Consider the following 24,176-nt stretch of genomic DNA (forward strand, 5'->3'; position numbering starts at 1 on the left):
CCGGTACGGCGTCGGAAACCGCTGCGTCGGCGGTCGCCGTCGCATGCTCATCCGGTGCGGGTGTGACAGGGGGGTGGAGCCGAGATGCGAACGCTGTCACTGCGACCGCCCGGCAACCTGACGGTGGGCAGCCGGGGAAGCATCGATGGCTCGGCGTGCGCCAGCGCGCCGTCGTCGAGCAGCGGATAGCGGGAGCGGCCCGGCATGGACACCCCCATTCCTGACTGGTTGAACCACATCTTGAACTTCTTCGTCGGCGCGACCTGGCCGACGGGCAGTGAGAGCGGGATGCGGGCGCACTCCGGGGAGTGGGAGCACCTTCGGGACGTTCTGGATGCGGCCCAGGAGACGCTCGTGGCTGAGCGTTCTCGGGTGCCGGCCGTGTTGAGCGGGAAGTTCGCCGACGGCGTCACGGAGTCGCTGGACAGCCTCGTCGATTATCTCGACCAGTTGCGGTCGACTGCGGAGAGCATGCGGAAGGACCTGAAGAACGGTGCGGCCGAGCTTCAGGAAAAGAAGATCCTGCTGGTGGTGCAGTTGGCGCTGTTGGCCATCCAGTTGGCCTGGCTCATGGCGTCGCTGTTCGGGGCGTTGGCGATTCCGTTGGTGGTTGGTGGGTTTCGCGCCATCATCACCGCGATTCTTCGCAACCTCTTCGTCGAGGTCGGGCAGGAGATCGCTCAGGAGCCGCTGCTGATGATCGTGATCCAGGCGGCGCAGGATGCCGATGGGGTGCGGGAGGGCATCGACTGGGACGCGATCGAGAAGTCTCTGATTCAGACGGTGATCGCGGGTGCGGCTGCCGGTCTCACCAATTCCGCTGCTTCGGGTGTCGTCGACTGGGCGGCGGGGAGGATCGCCAAGGTCGACCGGGTGGGTGCCGACGGCACGCTCTACATCACCGATGGTGTGTTCCGGGCCGGCGCCCTCTTCACGAAGGGCGGGGCGCAGGCGGCTGTGGCGATGCCGGCCGAGGCCGCCGGACAGGCTGCGGTGGGGGCGCCGATCGAGTGGCGGTGGGGGACAGCGACCAGCGCCTTCGTCGGTGGCCTGTACGAGGGCAACGCCGCTACTCCGGAGCAGTTGGCCAACGGCCTCAACCTGCCGGACCTCAACGGGTACGACGAGGCGGCCCCCCTGGGTGGCGACGGGCAGCAGGGCGGTGGCGACTCCGGCGTCAACAACGAGAAGGAGGAGCCGCCGACCGAACCACCCGCCTACTCCGTCGACGACAACAACAGCGGTATCGACTGGGACAACGAGAAGCTGGTCGGCGACGAGAAGTTGGTCCGCGACGAGAAGAGTGACGCCGGGACGGGAGACACGTCGCCCGCCACCGATGAGGTTCGGCAGTCCCTCCTCGGGGACAGCGGTGTCGGCACCGGGCTGGGCGCCGGGCTGGGCGCCGGCGCGTCGAGCGCAGCGGATCAGCAGGCGTCGACAGACGCGGGAACCGGCGGCATTTCGGAGGGTACCGCGGCAGGCTCCGGTGTTCAGCCGTCCAACGGCGACGCGGGCGAGGGCGTCAGTCGTGGGGCGGGGATTGCCGATGGCGTGGCGGGTGGTGGTGTGGCGGACGGTGGCGTGGCGAGTGGGGGTGTGGCGGCCAGCCACGCGGCGGCTGGTGGTGTGGCGGACGGCCGTGCGGCGAGTGGTGCGGCGGACGGCCGTGCGGCGAGTGGTGCGGCAGCCGGTGGCGTGGCGAGTGGCGGTGTAGCGGCCAGCCACGCGGCGGCTGAGGGCGTGGCCAGTGGGGGTGTGGCGGACGGCCGTGCGGCGAGTGGTGTGGCGAGTGGTGGTGTGGCGGACGGTGGCGTGGCGAGTGGGGGTGTGGCGGACGGTGGCGTGCTGGACGGGGGTGCGGGGCAGGGTGCTGGCAATTCCGTAGGCCAGGGCGGGACGAATGTGACCGGCGGTGTCGCGGGCACGCCAACCGGCGACGGCGTCGCTGATCGGTCGGGCGTCGGGCTCGGCGATGGTTCGGTTGTCGGCTCGAACGAGGATGCCGGCCGCTCGTCGGTCGGCTTGCCGGCCGAGATCACGGTTGGTGGCCAATCCGGCGAGGTCGCGCAGCGGGACGGCGCTCGCGTCGCCGGTGACCAGATCACCGGCGGCCAGTCCGCGGCCGGAGGCCACGCTGATGGTGGTGCTGGTGGTGCCTCGCGGGGTGGTGTGGGGTCGGGTTCGGAGCAGGCTGATGGTGGTGCTGGTGGTGCGTCGCGGGGTGGTGTGGGGTCAGGTTCGGGACAGGTCGACGGTGGCGTGGCGTCGTCGGGTGGTGTGGCGTCGTCGGGTGGTGTGGCGTCACCGGTGGGTGACGCTGGCGGCGCCCGAGGGGAGGGGCAGCAGCGCGCACAGGTGGGCGCGGGCCAGTCGCTCGACGGCGGCACCGCCCGATCGGGGCCTCCGACCACGGTGGTCGGGGGCGACGGTACTCATGGGGTCGACCGGGCGAACACGGATCCGGGCAGCTCAACCGACCTGCGGACCGTCTCGGACCCAGGTGTTCAGCAGACACTGGGATCCGGCACCGACCGGTCGGACGGGGCGGGCCCGGCTCTGCCGCAGTCCGCAGAGGCCTCGGTGGGCAGGAGCGATCCCCGCAGCGGCGATGTGGAGCGCCTGCTGGCCTCGTCGACCCAGGATGTGTCGCACGTGGTGGCGAACACCCGCGCCGCGTTCGAGGGTGCGCGGGACGCGATCATCGGCGCGCTCCAGGCGTCGCCGCCGGACCGTGCCCCGGAGGTGGCGGCCGCCCGCGACGCCGTCCGGTCGGTCCAGCAGTCGCTGACGCACCTGGAGGAGTCGCTGCCGAGCCTGTCGAAGCAGCAGGCGAGGGCCGACATGGCGAGGGTGTTGACCGCCTACGACTCAGCGCACCAACAGGTGCGCAGCGTCGCCGGCGCGGCGCTCCTGCCGTCGGTCGACACGCTTGTCGGCCCGAGCCGCCCGGAGGTGGTGGGCGGAGACCGCTCGGCGGTGCCGACGTCATCCGATCAGCTGTCCCATCCGACCGCGCAGGGTTGGGAACTGGTCCTCGATCCGGATCTCGGCGGCTTCGCCAAAAACCCCTGGGTGTACGCGCTCACGAGCGTGCAGACCAACTCCGTCGCCCGGGTGGACCATCTGGTGCCGGCGACCATCGAGGGCGTGCGGCGCGCCGCACAGGAGGTCCTGGACCAGCTCGACGGGTTGACGGGTCGGATCGAGTCGGCATTGCGGGAGACGCTGACCGACCGGGCCGTCCCGGCGGACGGCCCGGACCGCACCGAGCAGGTGGAGACGGCCAGGGCGGTCCTCGAAGCGGCCCGACAGGGGCTCGCCGGTGTGGTCAGCTCGGACCAGAGCCGTTCGGGGCCGGCACGCGAGCACTTCCGCGACGCGCTGCTCCAGGTGGACCACGCCCGCTACGAGGTGAACCGGGCGACCGGCGCGGAGACCGTGCCGACGATGGAACGCCTGCGGGGCGCGGCGACGGAAACAGTTGACACCGACGTGACCCCCCGTTCGTCCGGCGTGCTGCCGACGTACACCGTGGGTTTGGCCCGTGTCGACGACGCCGCGCAGCTGGTGGCGGCGCTGCCGGGCACCGGACAGGACATCGTGCAGGCGTTCGTGTCGCTCCGGGACGAGCAGCTGGATGACATCAGGACCGCTCTGGGGCAGCCGGGCTCGTCGGCCGCCTTCTCCGCCGTCACCGCGTTCGGCCGGCGACTCTCCGCCATGGAAGCGGGCCTGACCGGCATGTCCGAGCAGGCGCTGAGGGCTGGCCTCGTCGACCTGGTGCGCGACTATCGGGTCGCCCAGGGCCGGCTGCTGGCGCTGACCGGTGACCGGAACCTGCTTCCGCCGGTCGAGGCGATGCTGCTGTCGTCGACCTCGGATGACGACACACCGACCGGTAAGGGGAAGGGCAAGGCGTCGTCGAACACCCGCGACGCCGGGGGACAGGGCTCGTCGGCGGCCGGGGGCGGTGGGGTTGGCGGGCCGTCGGGTCCGGGTGGTGGGAAGGGCGCGGACGGTCAGGGCGGTGGGGCTGGGGGGCCGTCGGGTCCGGGTGGTGGGAAGGGCGCGGACAGCCGCGGCGGGGCTCGGGCCGGCGGTGACGGATCGACCTCGGCCCCGCGTACTCCCGGGGCTGTCGCCGACCATCCCGAGGACGGCCGGCTTTACCCCAATCCGGAGATCAGCGCGGTGCTCCGGGAGACCAAGCTGCTCCTGAGTTCGGTGCTCGAACCCGGGCAGCGGGACGCCCAGCACGTCGCCGACAAGGCCGACAAGAGCCTCCGGGACCACCGGGACGAGGTACGGGCGGCGACGCAGACCAGGAACGACCTGACGAGTGCCGAGCAGAAGGTGCGGGACCGACAGCAGCAGACGGATGCGGCGGTGCGGGCGCTACAGGTCAGCCAGGACGAGGTGGCCGCGGCAACGAAGGCGCTGGCGGACGCGACCGAGCAGCTCGCGCAGACCGAGCGGCAGCACGACGCCCTGCGGGAGACGCGTGCGGACGCCGAACGGGCCCGCGCCGAGGCCGAGGCCGACCGGGCCGCCGCGCGAGCCGAGATCACCAGGCTGGAGGACGAGCGGGACACGGCGCAGGACCGGTTGGAGGAGATCGAGGAACAGCTCGACAACCTCAGCCAGGAGAGCCTCGCGACGCTCGCCCAGGATGAGCGTGCCGCCGGTCAGCGGCGGCGCATCCACCTCATGGCGGAACAGGCCCGGCTCAACGAACGGCTCGACGCGATCGTTGGGGAGGGCCGGCAACAGGGCGCCCGGGGCAGAGCAGCCGACGCCGCCCTGACCAAGGCCAGGGCCACGATCACCACGACGGACAAGAGTCTGGAATCGGTGGCGGCGAGCCTGCGCGAGCAGCGCACCGCCCTGGACGGGGACGACGGCCTGCGGGCACACCTGCACCATGCCGAGGAGGAGCACACCAAGAACAGGGCCACCGCCCAGGCCGCCACGGCGAGCCGGGACGAGGCCGCCGCGCAACGGGATGTGCTGCGTACCGAGGTCGAGCGCCTGCCCTCCGAGACGGACCTGGCGAACACCACGACCCGCCTGACCCGGGCGGCCCGGGACGCCGGCATGGTGCGTGACACGGCCACGGCGCGAGCCGATGATGCCCGAGAGGCCCTCAACGAGTGGCAGGACATCGCCGACGAGCGCGAGTCGGACCTGACGATCTTCGGCGATCGTGACCAGGCCGAAGGCGATCGTAGCTACCTGAGTATCGGCGCCGAGGGCGTGATCACCGAGCAGGCCGCGGCTCGGATGCGGGAGCTGGCGATCGCTGCCGTCCGCCCGCTGGGGCGCTGGACTCAGGAGGCGGAGATCCAGGGTGACATCGCCCGCCTGACGACACCTGTGGCGTTGGTGGATGATCTGCCGTCCTCCACCGGGCGCAGCGGCTCGGTACGGGTGGTCGGAAGCGGCCGCCACGCGGTACGGCTGACGTTCCACTCGACGCTCACCCGACACGACGAGCGGGACCTCGCCCCGGACTACCCGCCGCCCGCGGTCAGCCAGGGTGAGAAGCGGCGCTTCTCGGATGTCTCCTCCACCAGTAGTCACAGCAACATCAACTATCGCGATCTGCCGCTGCCCATCCAGGAGTTCCTGGGTCTGGGGACGACCGGCCCGCTGCGGGTGCTCAACGTGTCGGCGGTGCCCCGGCTGACCCACAACCGGCAGACCCGCACCGCCTTCGTCGAGACCGGGACGGGGCCGGCGACCATCGAGCGACTGCGGGAACCAGGACTGGCGCACTTCTACACCTGGGAGATGAGGGTCACGGCGGAGCCAGCGGCCCGCCCGCCCCGGCTGGTAACGCCACCGGGGCGACCCACTCTCGACGATCCTGACGACCCCTGGCAGGACATCGAGGCCGGCCCGGAGCCGGAAAGCGTACGCGAGCGGTTGGTGGTGTTCTTTCCACAGCACATCGCCGTGCCGGATCCTCCGGAGGACACCACAGTGGCGGACGACGTGGCTCTCGCCTCGTACCCGATGTCACTGGACACGCTGCACGACCCAACGGAGCTGCCACTGCGCATCCTGAGCGAGTTGCCCGGTCTCATCGCGGAGGCACGCGCCCGGAGCAGGGCCGCCGGGGGCAGGAACGCCGGCGGTCGGCGCGCCGGCCGTGGCGCGCCGGCCGTGCGCTCGCCCCGCCGTGGTCGCCGGCTCGGTGCCCGGCCGAGGCACCGCGCGGGGCCGCTCAACACGAGGTCGCAGAAGCACATTTTCAGCTTCGCCGGGCACGGCAACATGCACAACGTCTTCCAGCGGGTGCGCGACGGGGCCGCCTACAGCGACCCGATCCACGACGCGAACGGCAGACTGCTCGGCGTCCTGCGCCTGTCGGCAGTGCCGTTCAAGGACGACACCAGCCGTATCGTCAGCCGGGCCAGCGACAACTCGCTGGAGTTCCTGACCGAGGCACAGATGACCGAGCGGGGATCGGTCGTGCTGCGCAACGCTTTCGACCTGCCGGTCAGCGGAGGCGTGACAATCCTGAAGGCGTCGGCAGAGGAGACCAAGACTCCCGGCACGTTCTTGTCGGGCGGCCCCTCGGTCACCCTCGGCCTGGGGACCGGTGTCACCATCGGCCACAACAGCGGGGCTGTCTCGTTCGTGGGCCGCGGGTTCCGGTCCGGCCGGGAACCCGACCCGAAACGGCCCGGCATGGCACCCGACCCCAAGGCGACCAAGGCGATCCGACGGGGCATGGTCGCCGATGTCGGCATGAGGTGGAAGCTCGAACTGATCACCGGCGGGAAGGAGCGGGGCGCCTCGCCGCCGTTCCGCGAGTGGTCCGGGAACTCCGCCGGCCATGGCGCCCGGGTGCGATACCTGCCGTACACGCTGCGCGACGCGGACAAGGTTCGCCACCCACCGCGCGGCGTCGTCGACGGTGACGGGCCCGGCATGGCGGTCTTCAAGAACTTCACAGTGGCCCCCCAGGGGACCGCCGCGGATCCGCGACCGGACCTGGACAAGCAGGTGGAGGACTACCTGCGCAGCGAGGGGTACCTGCCGAAGACCGCGCCGAGCACCGAGCTGTTGGCGAAGAACCACAGGCGTCTGCTGGAGACCAGCTCCGGTGCGCACCGGATCGGCATGATCGGTGCCCTGCGCGGCACCGGCCTGTGGGTGCCCTACGACAAGATCACCGCCTCCGGGACGCACAGGAAATGGATCAGGTACTTCGTCCCCGCCGACCAGGACCCGAAGGTGCGGTACGAGGGCCTCACCGACGAGCTCGGCGCCAACATGACCGTCGACTCGTTCTTCCGGCTGGACAGCTTCCGGTCGATGTTCCGGTCCAAACGCGCCGCGCTCGACGCCAACCTCAGCCTGCCGGTCCGGAAGTGGCTGAAGAACCTGCTGCCCGGCTGGACGAACTCGGTGCTCAGCGGCACCGTGATCGGCAAGACCTGGGAGAACACCACCTCCCTCGGGTACGGCCAGGTCCCCGGTCGCTCGGTGGTCCTGGACACCGAGCAGGACCAGGCGATGCACAAGTTCGTCCTCTCCACGAACCTTCGCGCCGAGGCCTACGACGAGGGCCACGACGCACCGGACGAGACGTTCGCACCGGGGGACCAGCCGATCTCCTACGAGGCGTGGGTGCCCGACATGCGTGTGCTGAGCGCACCCGCGACCCGGCGTGAGCCGATCAGTCACCGGACCCTGACCGACTTCGACCGAGTCATGCTGAGCGCCGGACCCAGCCTGCCGAACCTCGCGGGCATCGACGCCGTCCGCGGCAGCGCCGCGCTCGACAAGATGTTCGCGGAACTCGCCACGAGCCAGTTCGCTCCGCTACAGGAATGGCTCAGCAACCTTCCGGACATACTCGTCGCACGGTGGTCGAAGCTGATCGGCAACAACCCCGGCTGGCCGACCACCCTGTCCGCGCACACCCGCCGGGTCTTCACCAGCGAGGAGCGGCTGCTGGCGGTGATGGACGTGGTGCTGCGCGGCGCGCACTCCTCGGAGCAGGCATTCGAGCCGGGCCTCCTCGCCGACGCGGAAGGCCGGCACGAGTTGCAGGCCTACATCCATCAGGTGCCCCGGTACGTGCCACAGCCCCGGGACTACGAGCTCTACGTGGAGGACGGGATCCCGGTCACCGGCACCAGCGCGTTCACCCGGAGCCGGGAGGAGACGCGGTACCACAGTGGAGGCGCCAATGTGGTGCACCCCTACGGCAACGCGCCGAGTGCCACGTACCTCACGTCCACGCGTGAGCGTGTCAGCGAGACCAAGACGCTGGCGGGCACCGACTACCGGATCAACAACATCAGCGCCCGCGTCTACACGATCACCATCCCGGTCACGATGGTCGGCACCTTCACCGGCGCCTCCCGCAACCTGGTGAGCAGTCTCCGCTCACTCTTCGGCGGGATGTGGGAGGCCGCACTACCGGCGACGGCGTCGGACAGCGCGATCGACGTCGAGGACGGCATCCAGGCGCTGGTCAGCATCCTCGACATGGCGACCATCTGGCGGGATCTCGAGCGGTCCTGGCCCGACGTCGACGACTTCACCGACATAGACGGCAGGCCGGCCGACTTCCAGCGGCCTGTCGACTTCATCGCGGGTCTGCCCCCCGCGCTGCACGCCCAGGTCAAGGCCGCCCTCGACCTGTTGCCCCCCGAGCCGGGCGAGCAACCGGGCGCGGACGCCGTGTACCCACCACGACGGATCAGCCAGCGGCTGGGCCTGGGTGACACCTCGGTGCTGGACATCAGACTTCCCGCCGGTCGGGAGCTGCTGCACCACACGCTGCGCAGCCTGAAGGTGGACGCCGACGGCTCCACCGACCTGGGTTCCAACAGCTACTCGGCCGGGCTCTACGACTGGATCACCCTGCACGCGTCGAGCATCGTGACGCGCGGCGACATCCGCCGGTACTTCAGCTCCGGGCCGTCCCGGCGCCCGGTGGTGATCGCCCGGTTCCAACGCGCGATCACCCACCTGGGCGGCACCATGGTTGTCGACTACAAACTGCTTGCCCGCCCCGACCCACTGCACGACGAGCTGCGGCTGCACGGACGGAAGATCCCCCACCAGATCGACCCCTCCACGACCGGCGCCGTCGACGAGAACGGTCGCCCCTTCGGTCCGGCACCCGCGCCGGAGTCCGACATGGAGATGCACGGGACCCACCTGGAGTCCCGGGGCAAGGCGACGCAACGGGTGAAGTCGCACACCGGTCGCCTCTCCGGCCCCGTGCACACGAGGGCGCAGCGGAACAAACCGGTGCGACTGATCGGGGGGACTCCGCAGATCGAGCTGTCTCGGCAGCGGAGCGAGGCCGACCTTGAGCGGGACCGGCAGGAACCGCGGGTGATCACCAAGTCCAAGGGTGGGCTGGCCCGCATGTACTACCCCTTCGAGATCAGCGTCGACGTGCAGGTGAAGACACTGAAGGATTGGCTGATGACGGCGGTGACGCCGACCATCTTCTCCTGGGCGAAGTCGCTCTGGACCAATCCGGCCGGCGAGGCGGGCCAGCGGTCGTGGTTGAAGGCCGGTGCCGTGCTGGAGTTCATGGCGGCCGACGGTTCCACCCAGCCGCTGGTGCCGGACGGTACGGGACGCCCGCCCGCGGTCACGGTGTTGCTCGGCGACCCGGCGGGGCGGGAGGCCCTGCACGGGGTCCGGATCAACCCGACCCCTCGAAACAACGAGGTGGGCGGGTTCACCCTCGGCGTGCTCCGGTCCTTCCGTCCCACCGAGGGGTTGGGACCGGAGTTCCGGGTGAGCTGGTTCAGCGACCTCCCCAAGCTGCAGGAACTGGTGCTCGAGGTGCTTCCCGGCGTCAACCAGTGGGAGCTCACCGGGTTCGTGGACGGGGAGGTCGGCGGGGGCAACCTCTACTCGTTGCTCAAACGCGGCGGAGTCAAACAGACCTTCCCGAGCGGGGGACTGGGCGTCGGTGTCGACGGCACGTTGACCATCAAGACGATCGCCGCGTCGCCCTGGCGGCTTCCCGCCGAGCAGCACAAGCCCAACCCCGGCGATCCCGATGTGCCTGTCGACTTCGTGCCGGGCCACGACACCAGAGCGGTGTTCGAGTACTTCCCGATCGTCGGCAAGGTCCTGACCTCCACCAGCCAGGTCGAGCAACGACTGACCGTGGCGCTGGCCCCGCTCGTCTCGCTGAACCAGGGCGACGGGGTCCGGGCGGCGAGCAAGCCCACTGTCACGCCGCGCCAACTGGACTCCGCCGACGCGTCGGGCGACAGCGGCGGTGGCACCAGCTCGGCGGGTCGGCCGGAGTTCGGTGCGGCCCCGGGTGGCCAGAGCTTCATCAACTTCACCATCCTGGGCGTGTCGTTCATCGGCTCCGAGACCATCGGTGCGAGCACCCAACTGCGCTGGTCGGACCGGCGCGGCCGGCGTTTCGCGCCGGCCGAGACCGGCTCCCACGAGGAGAAGCACCCTGTCGTCCTGCGCCAACGCGACGTGCTCTTGGAGATCACCGGCGAGACCTCGACGGTGTCGAGCGTCGTCTGGGAGGGCATTGTCGACACGGTCCGCAACGCCGGCCAGACCGTCGGCGACGCGGCCAAGTGGGTCGAGGACCTGGCCGGTTTCGGCGGGTCCATCGACGCCCTCGCCGAGCGGCTGAGCCCGGATGCCCCCGTGGGGAGCAAGACCACCCGGACCCGGCTGCTCGCCGGCACCGTGGAGACCCGGATTCCGTTCGCCCTGGTGGATCCCGGTCGGCAGGTCGACGCGGGCGTCTACCTGCCGGGCGCGGCCGACCGCGACACCCATGTGGACGCCATCGAGGGGCTGCGGGGTCACCCGGACGCGCCGATGGTGATCGGCCGCGGCATCACCGTGGACGGTACGACCACGATCGGCGGCCGGACGGCCGCGCAGGTTCTGGACACGTTGGAAACGGCGGGCGTCTCCCGGAGGTCGCCCCTGGTCGTGTTGGCCGGGACGGATCGGGCGTTCGTCGAGGAGCTGTCTCGCGGGTGGGTTGGTCCCGTATTCGCCAACCGGCATGTCGTGGTCGACAAGGACGGCCAGGTGCTCGGCTACACCGACGAGGAGGTCCGCGAGGGCCTGCGAGCCGCGCGCAACTGGGAGGAGTTCCAGGGTGGTCGGTTCCGCAAGGAGCTTCCCTCGCACAACCTCGCCGACGTGCTGGCCGACCGGTACGGCGCCGACACCCGACCGCCGGCTCCGGTCCGTACGGAGTCGCAGCCGGTGTCCCTGACGGCACCGACGGCAAGCCGGGCGCTGCCGCCCGACCACCAGCCGTACGAGGGCGCACGCAAAGCCGACGGTGTCGGGAAACCCAGGGGCATCCTGAAGGCCGGCAGCAGCGGGAAGGCCGGCGGCAGCCCGAAGGCCAGCGACAGCGGGAACGGCGGAGGCGCGGGGCAGCGCCGGAGGGTGCACTGGGCCCCATCGGTGGATTCCAGCGCGGCGGCTGCCGGCCCGTCCACCGGTTCCTCCGCCGGCCCCTCCACCCCCCGGCCGGGGCGCGGCGACCTGGCCGGTGCGACGCCTGCCGACCGCAGCGGGTGGACCGAGGTCGGTCCGCCCCGGGTGGCGAGCGAGGTGCTGACCAGGCACCCCTATCTGCGCGCAGACGTCACGGACCCCACCAACCCGCGGACCGACTGCGTCTTCGCGTCCATCGTGACGGACCTGCGGATACGCACGCGGGGCCAGGGCTCCTTCGTCGTCCCCGAGTCGGTGGCGACCGAGGTGGGCGTGCTGTCCTGGTACGCCGGGCATCCGCTGCGGGACGTCACGGGCTTCGACGCGGTCACCGAGGCGATGCGCAACGCGGCGGACGGCGCCGCCGGCATCGTCGTCGTCAACGGCGCCGACGGCGAGGTGGCGCACGCGTTCAACGTGTTCCGCGACGACGACGGCGAGGCCACCTACTGGGACGACCAGACCGGCCAGCCCGCGACGGCACCCCCGGATCCGTCCCGGATACGGTTCGTGGCCACCACCGAGGGCGTACCCGATCCGGCCGCACCGCCAGCCGCACCGCCAGCGGCGGACACCGTCGCGGTCCTGGCGGGGACATCGGCCGGGGAAGGGCCTGCCGCGCCAGCCCCGCACCGGTGGCCGGACGACGGGTTCGTCAACAATCCCGACGAGTTCCGGGCCGTCGAGGACGACGTGCGCCACCGTCTCGACGTGGGTGACGATCCCCTCCCGTACCGCACTCGTGGCGTGCTGTCCGGCATCGCGCCCGGCGCGGACGCCGCGCTGACCCTGACCCTCGGCCTCGACCCGGCGGATCCGGCGCGTGCGTCGGTCGACGGCGTCGCCGTGGCGGCGCGGCTGCGTCGACCGGGGACCGTCACGATCGCGCCCGACGGCAGCACCGTCACGATGCGGATCACCGACGACTCCACGGACACCTGGACCGACCTGCGGGAGCTGGTTCGCCACCTGCGCTCCGCCGGCGTACGACAGGTGCACGGCGGCATCGAGGCCGCTCTCGACTCCGCTGGCGACACGCAGGGCCTGGCCGCGCTCGTCGACGGGTACGCGGCCGAGTGGGGCGTGCTGCTGGCGGCGACGGCCGATCCGCACACGGCGCCCGGTGCCCTCCTGCTCACGCCGGACGCGCTCACCGCGCGGATGCCCGCCGCGCGGCTGGACCTCGGCACCATCCAGGCGCAACTCGCCCTGGTGGTGGCGGTGCGGGCCGTGGACCACACCTCGATCGTGGCACCGCCGGGCCCCAGCGCCGTTGCCCGCCCGTCCGCCGCACGTGCCCTGATCGACCAGGTCGGGGCCGGGCCGGCACACCGACGTGACCTGGCCCGGCTCTTCCACCTCGGCGGCCGGGTCAGCCGGGACGACGAGACGCGGTCGGAGCCGGCCACCGTACCCCTCAAGGGGTCTCCGGCCCTGACCGGTGCCGGCCTGCGTCGGTTGTTCGGCGAGGTCGTCGCCGCGGGTCGCGTCGTCGACCCGGCTGGTCGGGTGACGGTGGCGGACTGTCTCGCGGTGGTGCAGGCGCTGGTGTCGCGGCTGTTTCCGGGTGGCCCGCTGGCGCATGCGGTCCGGGTGCCCCGGACGAGGGACGACTCGGATCTTGGTCGGCCGGCGGAGGCGTGGCTGGGGGATCGGCGGGACTGGGAGCGGTTCGACGGCTGGGACGGGCTGACGGCGCGGCTGGGCGCGGACGACCTCGGCCGGCGTTCGGTGGCGGTGGTGTTGGTGGAGCGGACGCGGTCGGGGTTCGGGCACGTGTACGCCGCGTACCACACGGCGGACGAGGGTGTGCTGTGGCTGAACCTGACCGATCCGGGTGCGGTGCCGCGGGCGGGTGCGCCGCGGGAGACACCGGGGGAGTACGACGCGGACGTCCACGCCCGTGCGCTGGTGATCGGTCCGGACGGGGTGGTCCGCGGCGGCGACACGTCCCGGCGGCCGCTGGCCGAGGCCCTGGTGGATCCGGTCGGCAGCCGGGGGTACCGCGGCGGCGGGCTGGAGGGTGAACGCACCATGCCGATGGACCTCTACGGCAACGCCTCGATGCAGGCGGCACCGGGCAGCATCCTCGCCAGTGCCCGCGACGGCAGCTTCCACGTCGTGGTGGAGACGAAGCAGCTGCACCACGCGGCCGAGGAGGCCGAGGACGGCGAGCCCCGCGGCTATGTGCTCCCCGACGATCCGGCCAGCGGCGACCCGGCGTGGATCGCCGTGCCCGAGCTGGTCACCGGAATCATCAGGAACCTTCCCGGCGAGCAGGGCCGGATCGAGGACACCGAGGACTTCTGGCGGCAGCTGCAGGAGCTGGAGGACCGGTTCGAGGCGGTCCAGGGGCCTGCGGGCCTACCCACTGTCGCCCTGCCCGCGACTCTCGCCTCCGCCGACGTGGTGGCCGAACCGGCGGCCAGCGGGACGATCGGTCCGCCACCGCGAGGTGACGAGGGTGGTTGGCACTGGCACATCTCGATGGGTACGCCGATCGAGCGCCTGTCGCGGTTCCTGGCGCACGTCGGGGAGCGCACCTGGCGCGACAGCTCTGTCACCTACGAGTCGGCCCCGCTCGGTCTGCTCGCCTATCGCACGAAGGAGAACCAGCAGGACGGGGTCGCCTTCGGTGATCGCGAGGCGGAGCACTTCCTGCGGTACTTCGCCGAGGCGGGCCAGGTGCCCACCGCACGGGTGATCGACGCGATCAAGGGTGTGCTCGCGCTGGTGTATGCACACACGGCCGGGGCCGCCGAATACCTGCTCGCCCCGATGAGCCTGACCAAGGCACACGTCGCCGCCCTGTCCCGGCCCGCGCTGGGCCTCTACGTCCGACAGTTGCCCTGGTGGGCGCGGCTCTACCTGAGCGATCAGGCGGACGCGATCCACAACCGCTTCGCCCAGTTCTACCTCGACCACAACGACGGCTACCTGGACGAGCTCGGAGCCGTGGCCGGCGCGGGGGTCGGTGTGCGGCTGTCGAGCCGTCAACAGCCCTGGACCGCGTCCCGCGCCGCACCACTGATGTCGCCGATGATGTACCTGCTCTCGGCGCTGCACGGGAAACTGGTCGACCAGCAGCACGTGTTCCCCGGGATGACGACGCACGACCAGCTCGACACGGCGGACGGCAGCCTTTCGGCCGAGCTCGGAGTGGTGGAGGTGCGGTCCTACGGGGCCCGCCGGGGCACTGTCGCGCAGGCCCGTGTGTGGTACCAGGAACTCGCCGGCCTGGCCCGCGACCTGTACCTGGAGGTGAAGGACCTACCACCGCTGCGGGAGGAACCGCTGCCGGAGGCCGGACCCGTCACCGCCGCGCCGGTACGGGCGGACGTGGCACCACTCTTCGAGGCCGTCAGCCGAGCCCTCGCCGACGACCTGCCGGGCGCGCTCGACGCGCTTGAGCCGGCCCGCCGACACCTGACGGTCAGACAGCGGGCCCAGTGGGCCAGGCAGTTGACGTCGCTGCACCACACGCGGGTCGTGGCGGATAGCCCGGAAGCCGGAAGCCCGTTGCTGGGTCTCGCCGCCGAGATCGCGATGCCGCTGATCAGCCTCTGGCTGCGCGCGCCCACCTGGGCAACCGCGACGCGGGAGTGGCAACCGCTCAACGACATCCTCGCCGTCGACGGCGGCCGGCAGTTGGTGCCCTTCCTCCAGGGGTATCTCCTGCCGGACGAGTTCGGCGACCCGCCCTGGCAGACGGTCGGCGGTGGCGGCGAGGCCGCGCGTCAGGCCGCGGCCACAGTCATCGACCTCGCCAGCGCGGGCGTCGGGAACGAGGCGCTGGCGCTGCTCGCCGCCGACGGTGCCGAGGCCCGCCGGGACGCGCTGCGCGACCTGGTGGCCAAGGCCGACCCGGATGAGTACGACCGGCTGCGCCCGCTGGTCGAGGTGGCCGCCCCGCCCGCGGCCGACGTCGCGATGCTGACGGCGCTCGGTCACGCCGCCAGAAACGACGTCGACGCGGCAGAGCTGATCATTCAGCAGACACTGCACCAACTCGACTCCCCGTCCCGGACCTACTGGACCCGTCGACTCGGCCAGCTGGCTGAACGCGGCACCTTCGGTTTCCCCGAGGTGGACCGGCTGATCCTGCTCATCGCCGACGCACCGGAGACACCGTGAACGACTCGGGGCCGCGTCTCGTTTGAACAGGCACGTCCGGCACACCGTCGGGCGTGGATGGAGGCGAGCACGTGGCACGGGTCGGGAACGAAGAGCGGCGCTACCGGATGGTCTGGGCCGCGGGGGAACGCAGCGTCAGCGCCGACGACCCGGCGGTGCTGCTCGCCGACCTGATCCCGGGATACCAGGCCGTGCCGGCGGGGAGGCGCCGGGCGGTCCGGACGGAGCACGCCGAGCTGTCCCTGCGGCGGATCCAGCGGCGGGTGCTCGACGCCTACGACTCCTTCGACTGCGATTCGGAGGAGATGCAGGTCCTGCTCAACGAGCGCGCCAACCGCAGGGTCCCGCAGCGGTGGTCGGCCCCGGTGCCGCTGGTCCTGATCGACGCGCACTTCGCCGAGGCCCGCGCGGATCGCCCCCGCGAGGCGGGCGGGCGGATCATCTGGCTGGAGACCGAGGACGAGGAGTCCTACGTACGTTCGCTGGCCGTGGCCGGTGAGATCTTCCTGGTGATCCGGCAGGACGCCGTCGGTGCGGCAGCGGGTGGGCGTGGCGGCCCCGGCGTCGGGGCGGCGGTCGGATGACCGCGCCGGAGGTGCCGCGACCACGCACCGTGCGGCCGGGAGCCATCCCGAGACGGCGGACGATCGTGGGCCGTGCGGCGCAGTTGGACGCCCTCGACGCGGCCCGTGCGGCCGCCGCGACCGGTGGCCGGTTCGCACTGGTCCGGGGTCCGGCGGGCAGCGGCCGGACGTCGCTGCTGGACGCGGCCGCGGGTGCCTGGCGTACCGCCGGGGTGGTGGTGCTCCGGGTGGCACCTGCCGCACCGGGCGACACCGCCGCCGGCTTCGCGGCGCTGCTGAACGCCGTTCGCGACCAGTACGAGCTGCTGGCCGACCCGCCGCTGGCCGGCCCACTGAGCGCGCTCGGTGCGCTCTGCGACAAGCCCGCCGGCGAGCACGCCGGACGTGGCATCGCGTTGGCCCAGCAGGCCGCCGCCGCGTTCGCCCTGATCGGCCGGCGGGCGCCGACGGTGCTGATCGCCGACGACGCCGGTCCCGCGTTGGCCCCGGCACTGGCCGCCGCCGTCCGCGCCGGTTGCCTCGTGGTGGCCGCTGGCGCGCCCGGCGACGGCCGACTCGGCACGCTCGCCGACGTCGTGGTGGACCTGCCGCCGTTGAGCGCCGAGGCCGTACGCGCGATGCTCGCCCGCCGGTACGCCGTGCCGGTCGACGACGCGGTGCCCGCAGCCCTGTCCACCGCGCTCGGGCCGCTGGCCGGGCACCCCGGCACGGTGCTGGAGATCGCACACGAGTTGACCCGGGCCGGGCGGCTCGCGGTCGTGCGGGGGCACCTGTGCCTGCTGGACCCGCACGCCCCGATCGCGCTGCCGACGGACCACAGCCTGCTCGCCGCGCTGCGGGCGCGCGGCCCGGTCGCCGTCCGGCTGGCCACCATGGCCGCCGTCACCCGGTTCGGCATCGACGACCTGCCGCTGTTCGCCGACGCCACCCGCGGCCGGCTGTCCGACTACGGCTGGATGATCGACGAACTGATCGACGACGGCCTGCTCGTCGCCGGGCCGCAGGGCGGGATCCTCCCGCAGAGCCCGGCGCTCACCGCCCGCCTGATCACCGATGCCGGCCCGGACGCGGTGGCCCGCCTGCACCGCGCCTGCGCCGCGGCGATGTTCCGCCGGGCCGCGTCCGGCCGGCCGGCGGACGGGGCGGCCCTGGCCGACCAGGTCACCTCGGCGGGCGTCGCCCTGCCGTTCGACAGGCGTACGGCGGTGACCCTCGCCGCCACGGCCGACGAGAACACCGACCGTGCGCCGGACCGGGCGGCACACTGGCTGCGCGCCGCGCTCTGGCACTCCGGCGGCGGGCGGGCCGGCGACGACATCCTCGCCCGGCTGCTGCGGCTGCTGGTGCGCACCGGCCAGGTCGTCCGCCTCGGCGAGGTGGTGGACACGGCCATCCAGCGAGGCCACGGCGCGTCGTCCCGGCACGCCGCGGACCTCGCGGCCGCCGCCGTACTCGTCGCCGTGCACACCGGAGTGCCGGTGTCCGCCACCATCCGGTCCGCTCTGCGGGGAGCACCGGTGGCCTCGGCAACCGTGGCCTTCGCCGACTGGTGGCGCACCGGCGTCCCGCCCGCCGCGCCGATGCCGCCGGCAGCCCACGCGGACACCGGATCGCTGCTGCACCCGGCGGAACTCGGCGTCCTGGCCGGCGCCGTCGGCCCCGGCCTGGCGGATGCCGGCCCGGCGACTGAGGAGTTGCTGCTGGCCGGTGAGAGGGGGGACCTGGCCGCACTCCTGGGGCTGGTCCTGGGTCCGCACCGCTACGGCGTGCCGAAGGACGGGCTGCTGTCCGCGTACCACCGGCTGCACACCTGCCAGGCCGGCGGCGACCTCTCCGGCCTGCTCTCGGCCGCCCGCGAGCTGGACCTGACCGGCGCCGAGGCGCCCCTGCCGCGCTGTCTCGCCCGGCTCTGGGCGGCCGAGGCGCTCGGCCTGCTGGGTCGAGCCACGGAGGCGCCCTCCTGGCTGCGCTCGGTCCCGGCGGAGCCGCCGTACGCGGCACTTCGGTGGTGGGCCGCGAACGGGCCGGCCGGAGAGGTCCAGACGGCGCAGGAGGCGGCCCGGCGGTTGGGTGACGGGCGGCGGGCGTACGAGAGCCACCGGCACCACGGCAGCCGCATCGGCGTCGAGCACCTCCTGGTACGCGCGGCGGGCCTCGCGGCACGGTTCGGTCTCGGCGAGCAGATGGCCTGGTTGACGGCGGCGGTCGACGCCGACGCGACCGAGCCTCGGCGTCGGCTCAGCAGGCAGACGACGCTGCTGGTCCAGGCGCTGTGCCGGGGTGACGCGAGCGCCGCCGAACGCGGTGTCGATCTCGTCCGTGCCGGTGGGAACCGCCTCGCCCTCGCGTACGCCTGTCTGGCGCTCGGCCGGGTCGCCGAGGACCCTCGGCCGTGGCTCGTCGAGGCACAGGCGGTGGCGAAGACGATGACCTCTGGTTGGCTGCGGTCCGCCGTCGCCGCCGCGATGCGGGAGCGCGACGTTCGCCAGCCCCGCACCCGTACGCCCCGGACGGGGTTCAGCCCGGTGGAGACGCACATCATCGAGTTGATCGGTCACGGACGGACCAATCGGCAGATCGCGGCGCAGGTGCGGATCAGCGAGAAGACCGTCGAAAACCACCTGACCCGGCTCTTCGCGCGCACCGGCTGCCGCTCGCGTGTCGAACTGGCCGCGGTGAGCCTCACCACGGACATCCTCGGTCCGGCGTCGTGAGCGTCGCGGTGAATCTCCCGGTCGACCTCGACGGGCCCACCCTGACCGTGCTCACCGGTCCGGCCGGCATCGGTCGCACCCATGCCCTGCGCACGCTGCGCAACGCCGCCACGCAGGCCGGCAGGCCCGTTCTCGACCTGCGGTTGGCGCCGGAGTGTCGGCACGACGCGGGGTACCTCGCCGGGCGGATCCTCGCCGCGCTCATCCCGACCCCCACCCGGTTGGCCGCCGGTCGTGGCCACGCCCGCACCGGCGAGCCGCCAGCGCACGCACTCTCCCGCGTCCTGCGGCGACACCACCCCGGCCTGGTGCTCCTCGTCGACGACGCCCAGTGGGCCGACGCGGAGTCCGTCGAGGCCCTGCGGAACGTGTTGCACGAGGAGTACCCGGTGCCCGTACGGTGCGTCGCCACCCTGCGCTCCGACGCCGTCGGTGCCGATCCGGACCAGTCAGCCGCCTTCGACCGCCTGCGCCAGAGCGGGCTCGTGCGGATCGAGCGGCTGCGGCCGCTGTCCCGTGCCGACGTCGACGCGCTCGCCCGCCAGGCGTTGCAGGCAACGCCACACGACTCCCTCTCGACGCAGCTACACCGACTCGGCCGGGGTGTGCCCGCCGCGGTGCTCGCCGTCGTCGAGGGTTACCGCGCCTCGGCGGCCCTGCGGATCGTCGAGCGCCGCGCCTACCTGACCGATCCGACAAGCACACCCCGGATCCCCGCCGAGCACGACCTCACCCGGCCGGTACGCCAGCTGGGCCCGGCCACCCACACGGTCGCCCGTGCCCTGGCGGTGCTCGAACCGTTGGGCGCGGCCGTCCCCGGGCTGATCGGGCGGGCGCTCGACACCACACCGGAGCAGGCACACCGGCACCTGGATGCCCTGCGCGCGGAGGGTTTCGTGCGGAAGGATCGGCGCGGCTGGCGGATCCGGGTGCCCGCGTTGGCACTGGCCCTGCGCGCGGGTCTCGGCCCCTACGAACGACGCCGGCTCGCGCAGGTGGCGGTCGAGGCGCTCTGGTCGGGCACCGCCCGGTGCGCGGATCCGGCGTACCTGCCGGATCAGGTCGCCGCCGCCGGTGGCCTGGTCGACGCCGAGCCGGCGGCGGCGCTGCTGCGCCGGCACGCGGACATTGCGGCGGTACGCGCCCCCGCCGCGGCGGCACGCTGGTGGGCCGGCGCGGCCGACCTCAGCGGCGATCCCGCGGACCGTGCCGAGGCCCTGCTTGCCCGAACCGTCGCCGAGTTCGGCATCGGCCGGTACGCCGTCGCCCAGGCGCAGGTGCGCCACCTGCTCGGCGAGTACGCCGACACCCTGCCCGACGCCGCCCGGCAGGAGGCCGAACTGCTCGCCCTCGCCAGCGCGCGTGGCGCGCGTGCGGCGCCTGACGTGCAGGCCGTCGCGGCCGGCGAACCCTGGCTGCCCGGCGGTCGGGTGCCGACCCGGACGACCCGGGCCGCGGCGCTCTGCTTCCTGGACCGCTGGGCCGAGGCCGCGAGCCTGCTGCCGTCCGACTCGACCCGCTCCGACAGCGAACTGCTGATCGGCACGCCGATCACCGCCGGCACCGGCGGAGCCCCGGTGGCCGAGGCTTCGGCCGGCGGCGTCCCGGTGGCCGATGCTCTGGCTGGTGACGGCTCGGCCGGCGGAGCCCCGGTGGCCGGCGCTTCGGCCGGTGACGGCCTCGGTGGGTCGGTTCGGGGCGCCGCCCGCCGCCGTTTCGCGGACACCGTCGCGCGGGTCAGCCTGGCGGCGGTCGTCGGTGCGCTGGACCGGGCGGACCGTGAGCTGACGGAGGGCGGTCTGACGGTGGCCGATCTGCCGGCGCCCGAGCGGTGCCTGGTCCACTGGCGTGCGGGCCGGTGGGATGCCGCGAACGACGCCGCGCTGCTCGGTATCGCAGCCGATCTCCCCGTGACCCGTCCGGTGGCACACAGCACCGTGCATCGGGCGGCAGCCGAGATACTGCTCGCCCGTGGTTGGCCGGTGCGGGCCCGAGCGCTGCTCGACGCCGCCCGCGCCGACGCCGCCCCGCTGCCGTACCTGCTGGCGCCCGTGGCGGCCGAGGCGGAGTGGATCCTCGGCGACGCGCCGGCCGCCGAACGCGTCGTCGGCGACGCCCTGGCCGCCGCCACCCGGCACGGGCTGGTCGTCGGCCTGGACGAACTCTGGCTGGTGGCCGCGGAACTCGCGACCGAACGCGGCGACGGCGAAGCGGCCCGCACCGCCGCCGCATCCGCCGGGGCGGCGGCGGACCAGACCACCGCCATCGGCGCGCTGCGGGTCGCCACCGCCCAACTGATCGTTCGACCGGACCGGGTGCGGGCCGGTGACCTGATGGCACTGGCCCGGGTCGTCGGTCAGCCCCACGAGGTGGCCAGGGCGATCGAGCGGGTGGTCCGCTGGACCGGTCGGAGCGTCGAGCTGCTGGGTGAGGCGTACGAGATCCTCGGCGACCTGGGCGCGATCCTGCACCGGTCCCGGGTCCGCCAGGCGATGCGCGACCATGGGATCACGGTGCCGGGACGGGCGCAGACCCTTGCCGAGGGCGAACGGTTGCTCGCCGCCCTGGTCGCGGAGGGACTGTCGAACCGCCAGTTGGCCGCCGCCACGCAGAACAGCGCGAAGAGCATCGAGGGCCGGCTCACCCGACTGTTCAACCGCACCGGCTACCGGTCCCGGGTGGAGTTGGCCACGGCTGTGCTGCTCGGCGACTACCGCATCGGCTGAGGACGCCACACGTCTGGTGCGGGCCGCTGCCCGAGGAGGTTCGGCAGAGCCAGGTCGACTCCTTTCGCCCGTTGCCGCCAGCGCCCGCCGTCGGTGTGCAGCACCTGCTCCACCCGGGTGTCGCCGTAGGAGCCCGGCGGCAACAGCAGCGTCACACCGTCGGCCACCAACTCGGGCAAACGCGACCGAATCGAGGTGTGGGCGGCCAGCGCGGCGGCGCTGGCTCGCGCGTCGATCGCCCGGCCCGCCGCCACCCGAAGACGCACCAACAGGTATCCGTCGCGCACCGGCGGTCGGCCCTGGTGCAGCGGCAGGAAGTCGTCGGTCGGCTCGTCCCCGGCGGCCGGGATCAGCGCCCAGCCGCCGGCCCCCCGCCCACCTGCGGGCCAGCGCACCACATCGTCGGGGAGACCGTCCGTGCCGTGTCGGGCCCCGGTGCAGCGCAGCACGACGTCATGTCCGGGTAGCTCGGTCTCCTCCTGTGGTCGCCCGGCGTCGTCGATGTCGTAGCCCGCCTGTAGCCGCGCCTGGTCGAGCCAGCCCGCCGGCAGTAGGAAGCTGCCGGCCGCCGCGGCAACACGGTGGCCCAGGTCCGCCGGTAGGTCACCGACCCGGTCCAGGTCCACCAGGCCGCCGGCCTCGACCCGCAGGCACAGCAGATGCTGGTACGGGTGGGCACGGGCGACCCGCTCGCCGTCGAGGTCGCCGACGAGGAACAGGTCGGCCGACGGCACACCCTCGACCGCGACCCGCTGCGGCGACCACGGGCTGGCCAGCCAGACCCGCACGGGGTCGGCGTTCACCTCGGGGCGGTCCGGCAACCACCGCAGACCGTGTGGCCGGCTGCCGGGTGCGGGAACGGTCAGTGCGGGGCGCGGGCCCGGTGCCGGCAACACCCGCTCGGGCGGCGGCGCGGCTGCCGCCGGTGCGGCGGGCGACCGCTCGGCTGCCGGTTCGCCGGGCGACCGCTCGGCTGCGACCGGCTCGGCGGGCGATGGCCCGGCCGCCGGCTCGGCGGGCGATGGCCCCGGCGCAGGCGTCGACGGCTCATCCGCGCCCCGCCGACGCGGGATCAGCCAACCATCGTCGTTGCGCCACCGACCGCTCTCGGCCCGCAGATCCGCATCGGCGGCCCGCAACCAGCGCGCCGGGCGTCGCTGTTCGTCGACGGCCCGGGCCAGGCCGTCGCGGACCACGACGACCGCGCCGGGGGCCAGCGACCAGATCTCGACGCCGAGGTCCGACTCCAGCACGCTCAGGTGCTCCCGCAGGCCCTCGGTCCACTCGTCGGCCACCGGGGTCAGCAGTTGGAGGTCGGCACCCTGCCACCCGGCGTTCGTCAACAGTGCCCGCAGCTCGACCGCGCCCACCGCGAGGTGGCTGCCATCTGCGTAGCGCAGAGCGAGACGCCCTCCGTCGAGAATGGTCAGGTCGACGAGCGTCATGCCCGGCTCGGCCGACAGGTCGGCGTACCGTTCGAGGAACGTGACCTCCGACGGCCGTTCCGAGCTGATCAGCGCCACCCCGCCGGTGGCACCGACCGTGGGCCCGCCACCGGGCACGAGCCGTCCGTCACGATCGGTCGCGAAGCGAGGGGCGCCCGGTGCGTGTGGGGGGCGGTATTCCCGCCAGGGGGTGACCGCGCCGGACCGGTCCCGGGCGGCCAGGTCCAGGCAGCCGCGCAGCAGCACCGCCTCGCCGCCGACCTCCGGGGTCCACACCGTCGCGCCGGTCGCCTCGGCCAGGGCCGTCACCTCGGCGTCGAGGCGCGCGCACTGTGCGGTGTCGTCCGGCCAGCGCAACCAGAGGCGCAGGTCACCGCCGTACAGGAACGTCGCGGAGAGGGCCGCGGCCACGTCCTGCCCGGAGTACCGGCCCGGTCTCTCCCCGGCGGCGTCCTGCCGGTACGTCGAGAGCCGGAACTGGCCGGCGCGAGTCGCGAGGGCCACCGTCACCAGGTCCGGATGACCGACGCCGAGCCGGGCGGCCGCGGCCCGGCGTACGACGAAGTCCTCGCGGTTGGCGAACTCCAGGCCGCCCGCCAGCGGCAGTGTCGCCAGCCCCGTCCTCGGCAGCACCAGGCCACCGGCCAGGTCGAACCATCCCGGCCGGGTGGTCTGGAGTGCGGTGGGCTGCACCAGGACCCAGTCGACCACCGCCCCGCTCGCCCGGTCGACCGGGACCGCCTCGGCAGGGCCGGCGAGGCCCGGGCCGGTCCGGCGCCGCACGCTCGCTCCGGCGGGCGTGACCAGGACGTCGCAGCCCAGTGCGGTGGCGACCCGCCCGAACAGGGCCGCGTCATGGGCCCCGTCGTCGACGAGGACGCGAAGGTCCCGCCCCCCCTCGATTCCGAGCGTCCGCGCGCACTCGGCAATCTCGTCCGCGGTCAGTGCCGTGCCGTCATTCGCCGGCCGGGCCAACCCGCCGTCCCCGGTGCGAACCAGCACGAGGTCGCACAGGCCGTCGACGGGTAGCGGCAGATCCACCGGGGCAACCTGCTCCGGTCCTGCCCCGAGCGTGCGCTGTCGGCTGGG

Annotated in this window: 5 protein-coding genes; 4 read left to right on the forward strand and 1 reads right to left on the reverse strand. The window is 73.2% G+C overall.

The window, feature by feature from the left end:
* Positions 1-204: 204 nt before the first annotated feature.
* The 4 genes from AB0B57_RS23200 (at position 205) to AB0B57_RS23215 (ending at position 21,642) form a co-directional block, all read left to right on the forward strand.
* The gene (locus AB0B57_RS23200; protein WP_357073395.1) at positions 205-15,618 is read left to right on the forward strand and encodes a toxin glutamine deamidase domain-containing protein; all 15,414 of its coding nucleotides are present in this window, start codon (positions 205-207) and stop codon (positions 15,616-15,618) included.
* 71 nt (positions 15,619-15,689) lie between these two features.
* A complete protein-coding gene (locus AB0B57_RS23205) occupies positions 15,690-16,202 on the forward strand; it encodes a hypothetical protein (RefSeq protein ID WP_357073398.1) in 513 nt (170 codons plus the stop codon).
* Positions 16,199-18,916 (forward strand): LuxR C-terminal-related transcriptional regulator, encoded by a 2,718-nt coding sequence (locus tag AB0B57_RS23210; protein ID WP_357073401.1) that lies wholly within the window; start codon positions 16,199-16,201, stop codon positions 18,914-18,916. The genes AB0B57_RS23205 and AB0B57_RS23210 overlap by 4 nt, the downstream gene beginning before the upstream one ends.
* Positions 18,913-21,642: an AAA family ATPase gene (locus tag AB0B57_RS23215; protein WP_357073404.1), complete on the forward strand. Its 2,730-nt coding sequence runs from the start codon at positions 18,913-18,915 to the stop codon at positions 21,640-21,642. The genes AB0B57_RS23210 and AB0B57_RS23215 overlap by 4 nt, the downstream gene beginning before the upstream one ends.
* Here the strand turns inward: AB0B57_RS23215 and AB0B57_RS23220 are convergent.
* Positions 21,627-24,128, reverse strand: coding sequence for a hypothetical protein (locus tag AB0B57_RS23220; RefSeq protein ID WP_357073407.1), 2,502 nt, complete (start codon positions 24,126-24,128; stop codon positions 21,627-21,629). The genes AB0B57_RS23215 and AB0B57_RS23220 overlap by 16 nt on opposite strands.
* Positions 24,129-24,176: the final 48 nt, after the last annotated feature.

The sequence above is a fragment of the Micromonospora sp. NPDC049101 genome (assembly GCF_040648675.1).
Taxonomy (GTDB): Bacteria; Actinomycetota; Actinomycetes; order Mycobacteriales; family Micromonosporaceae; genus Micromonospora.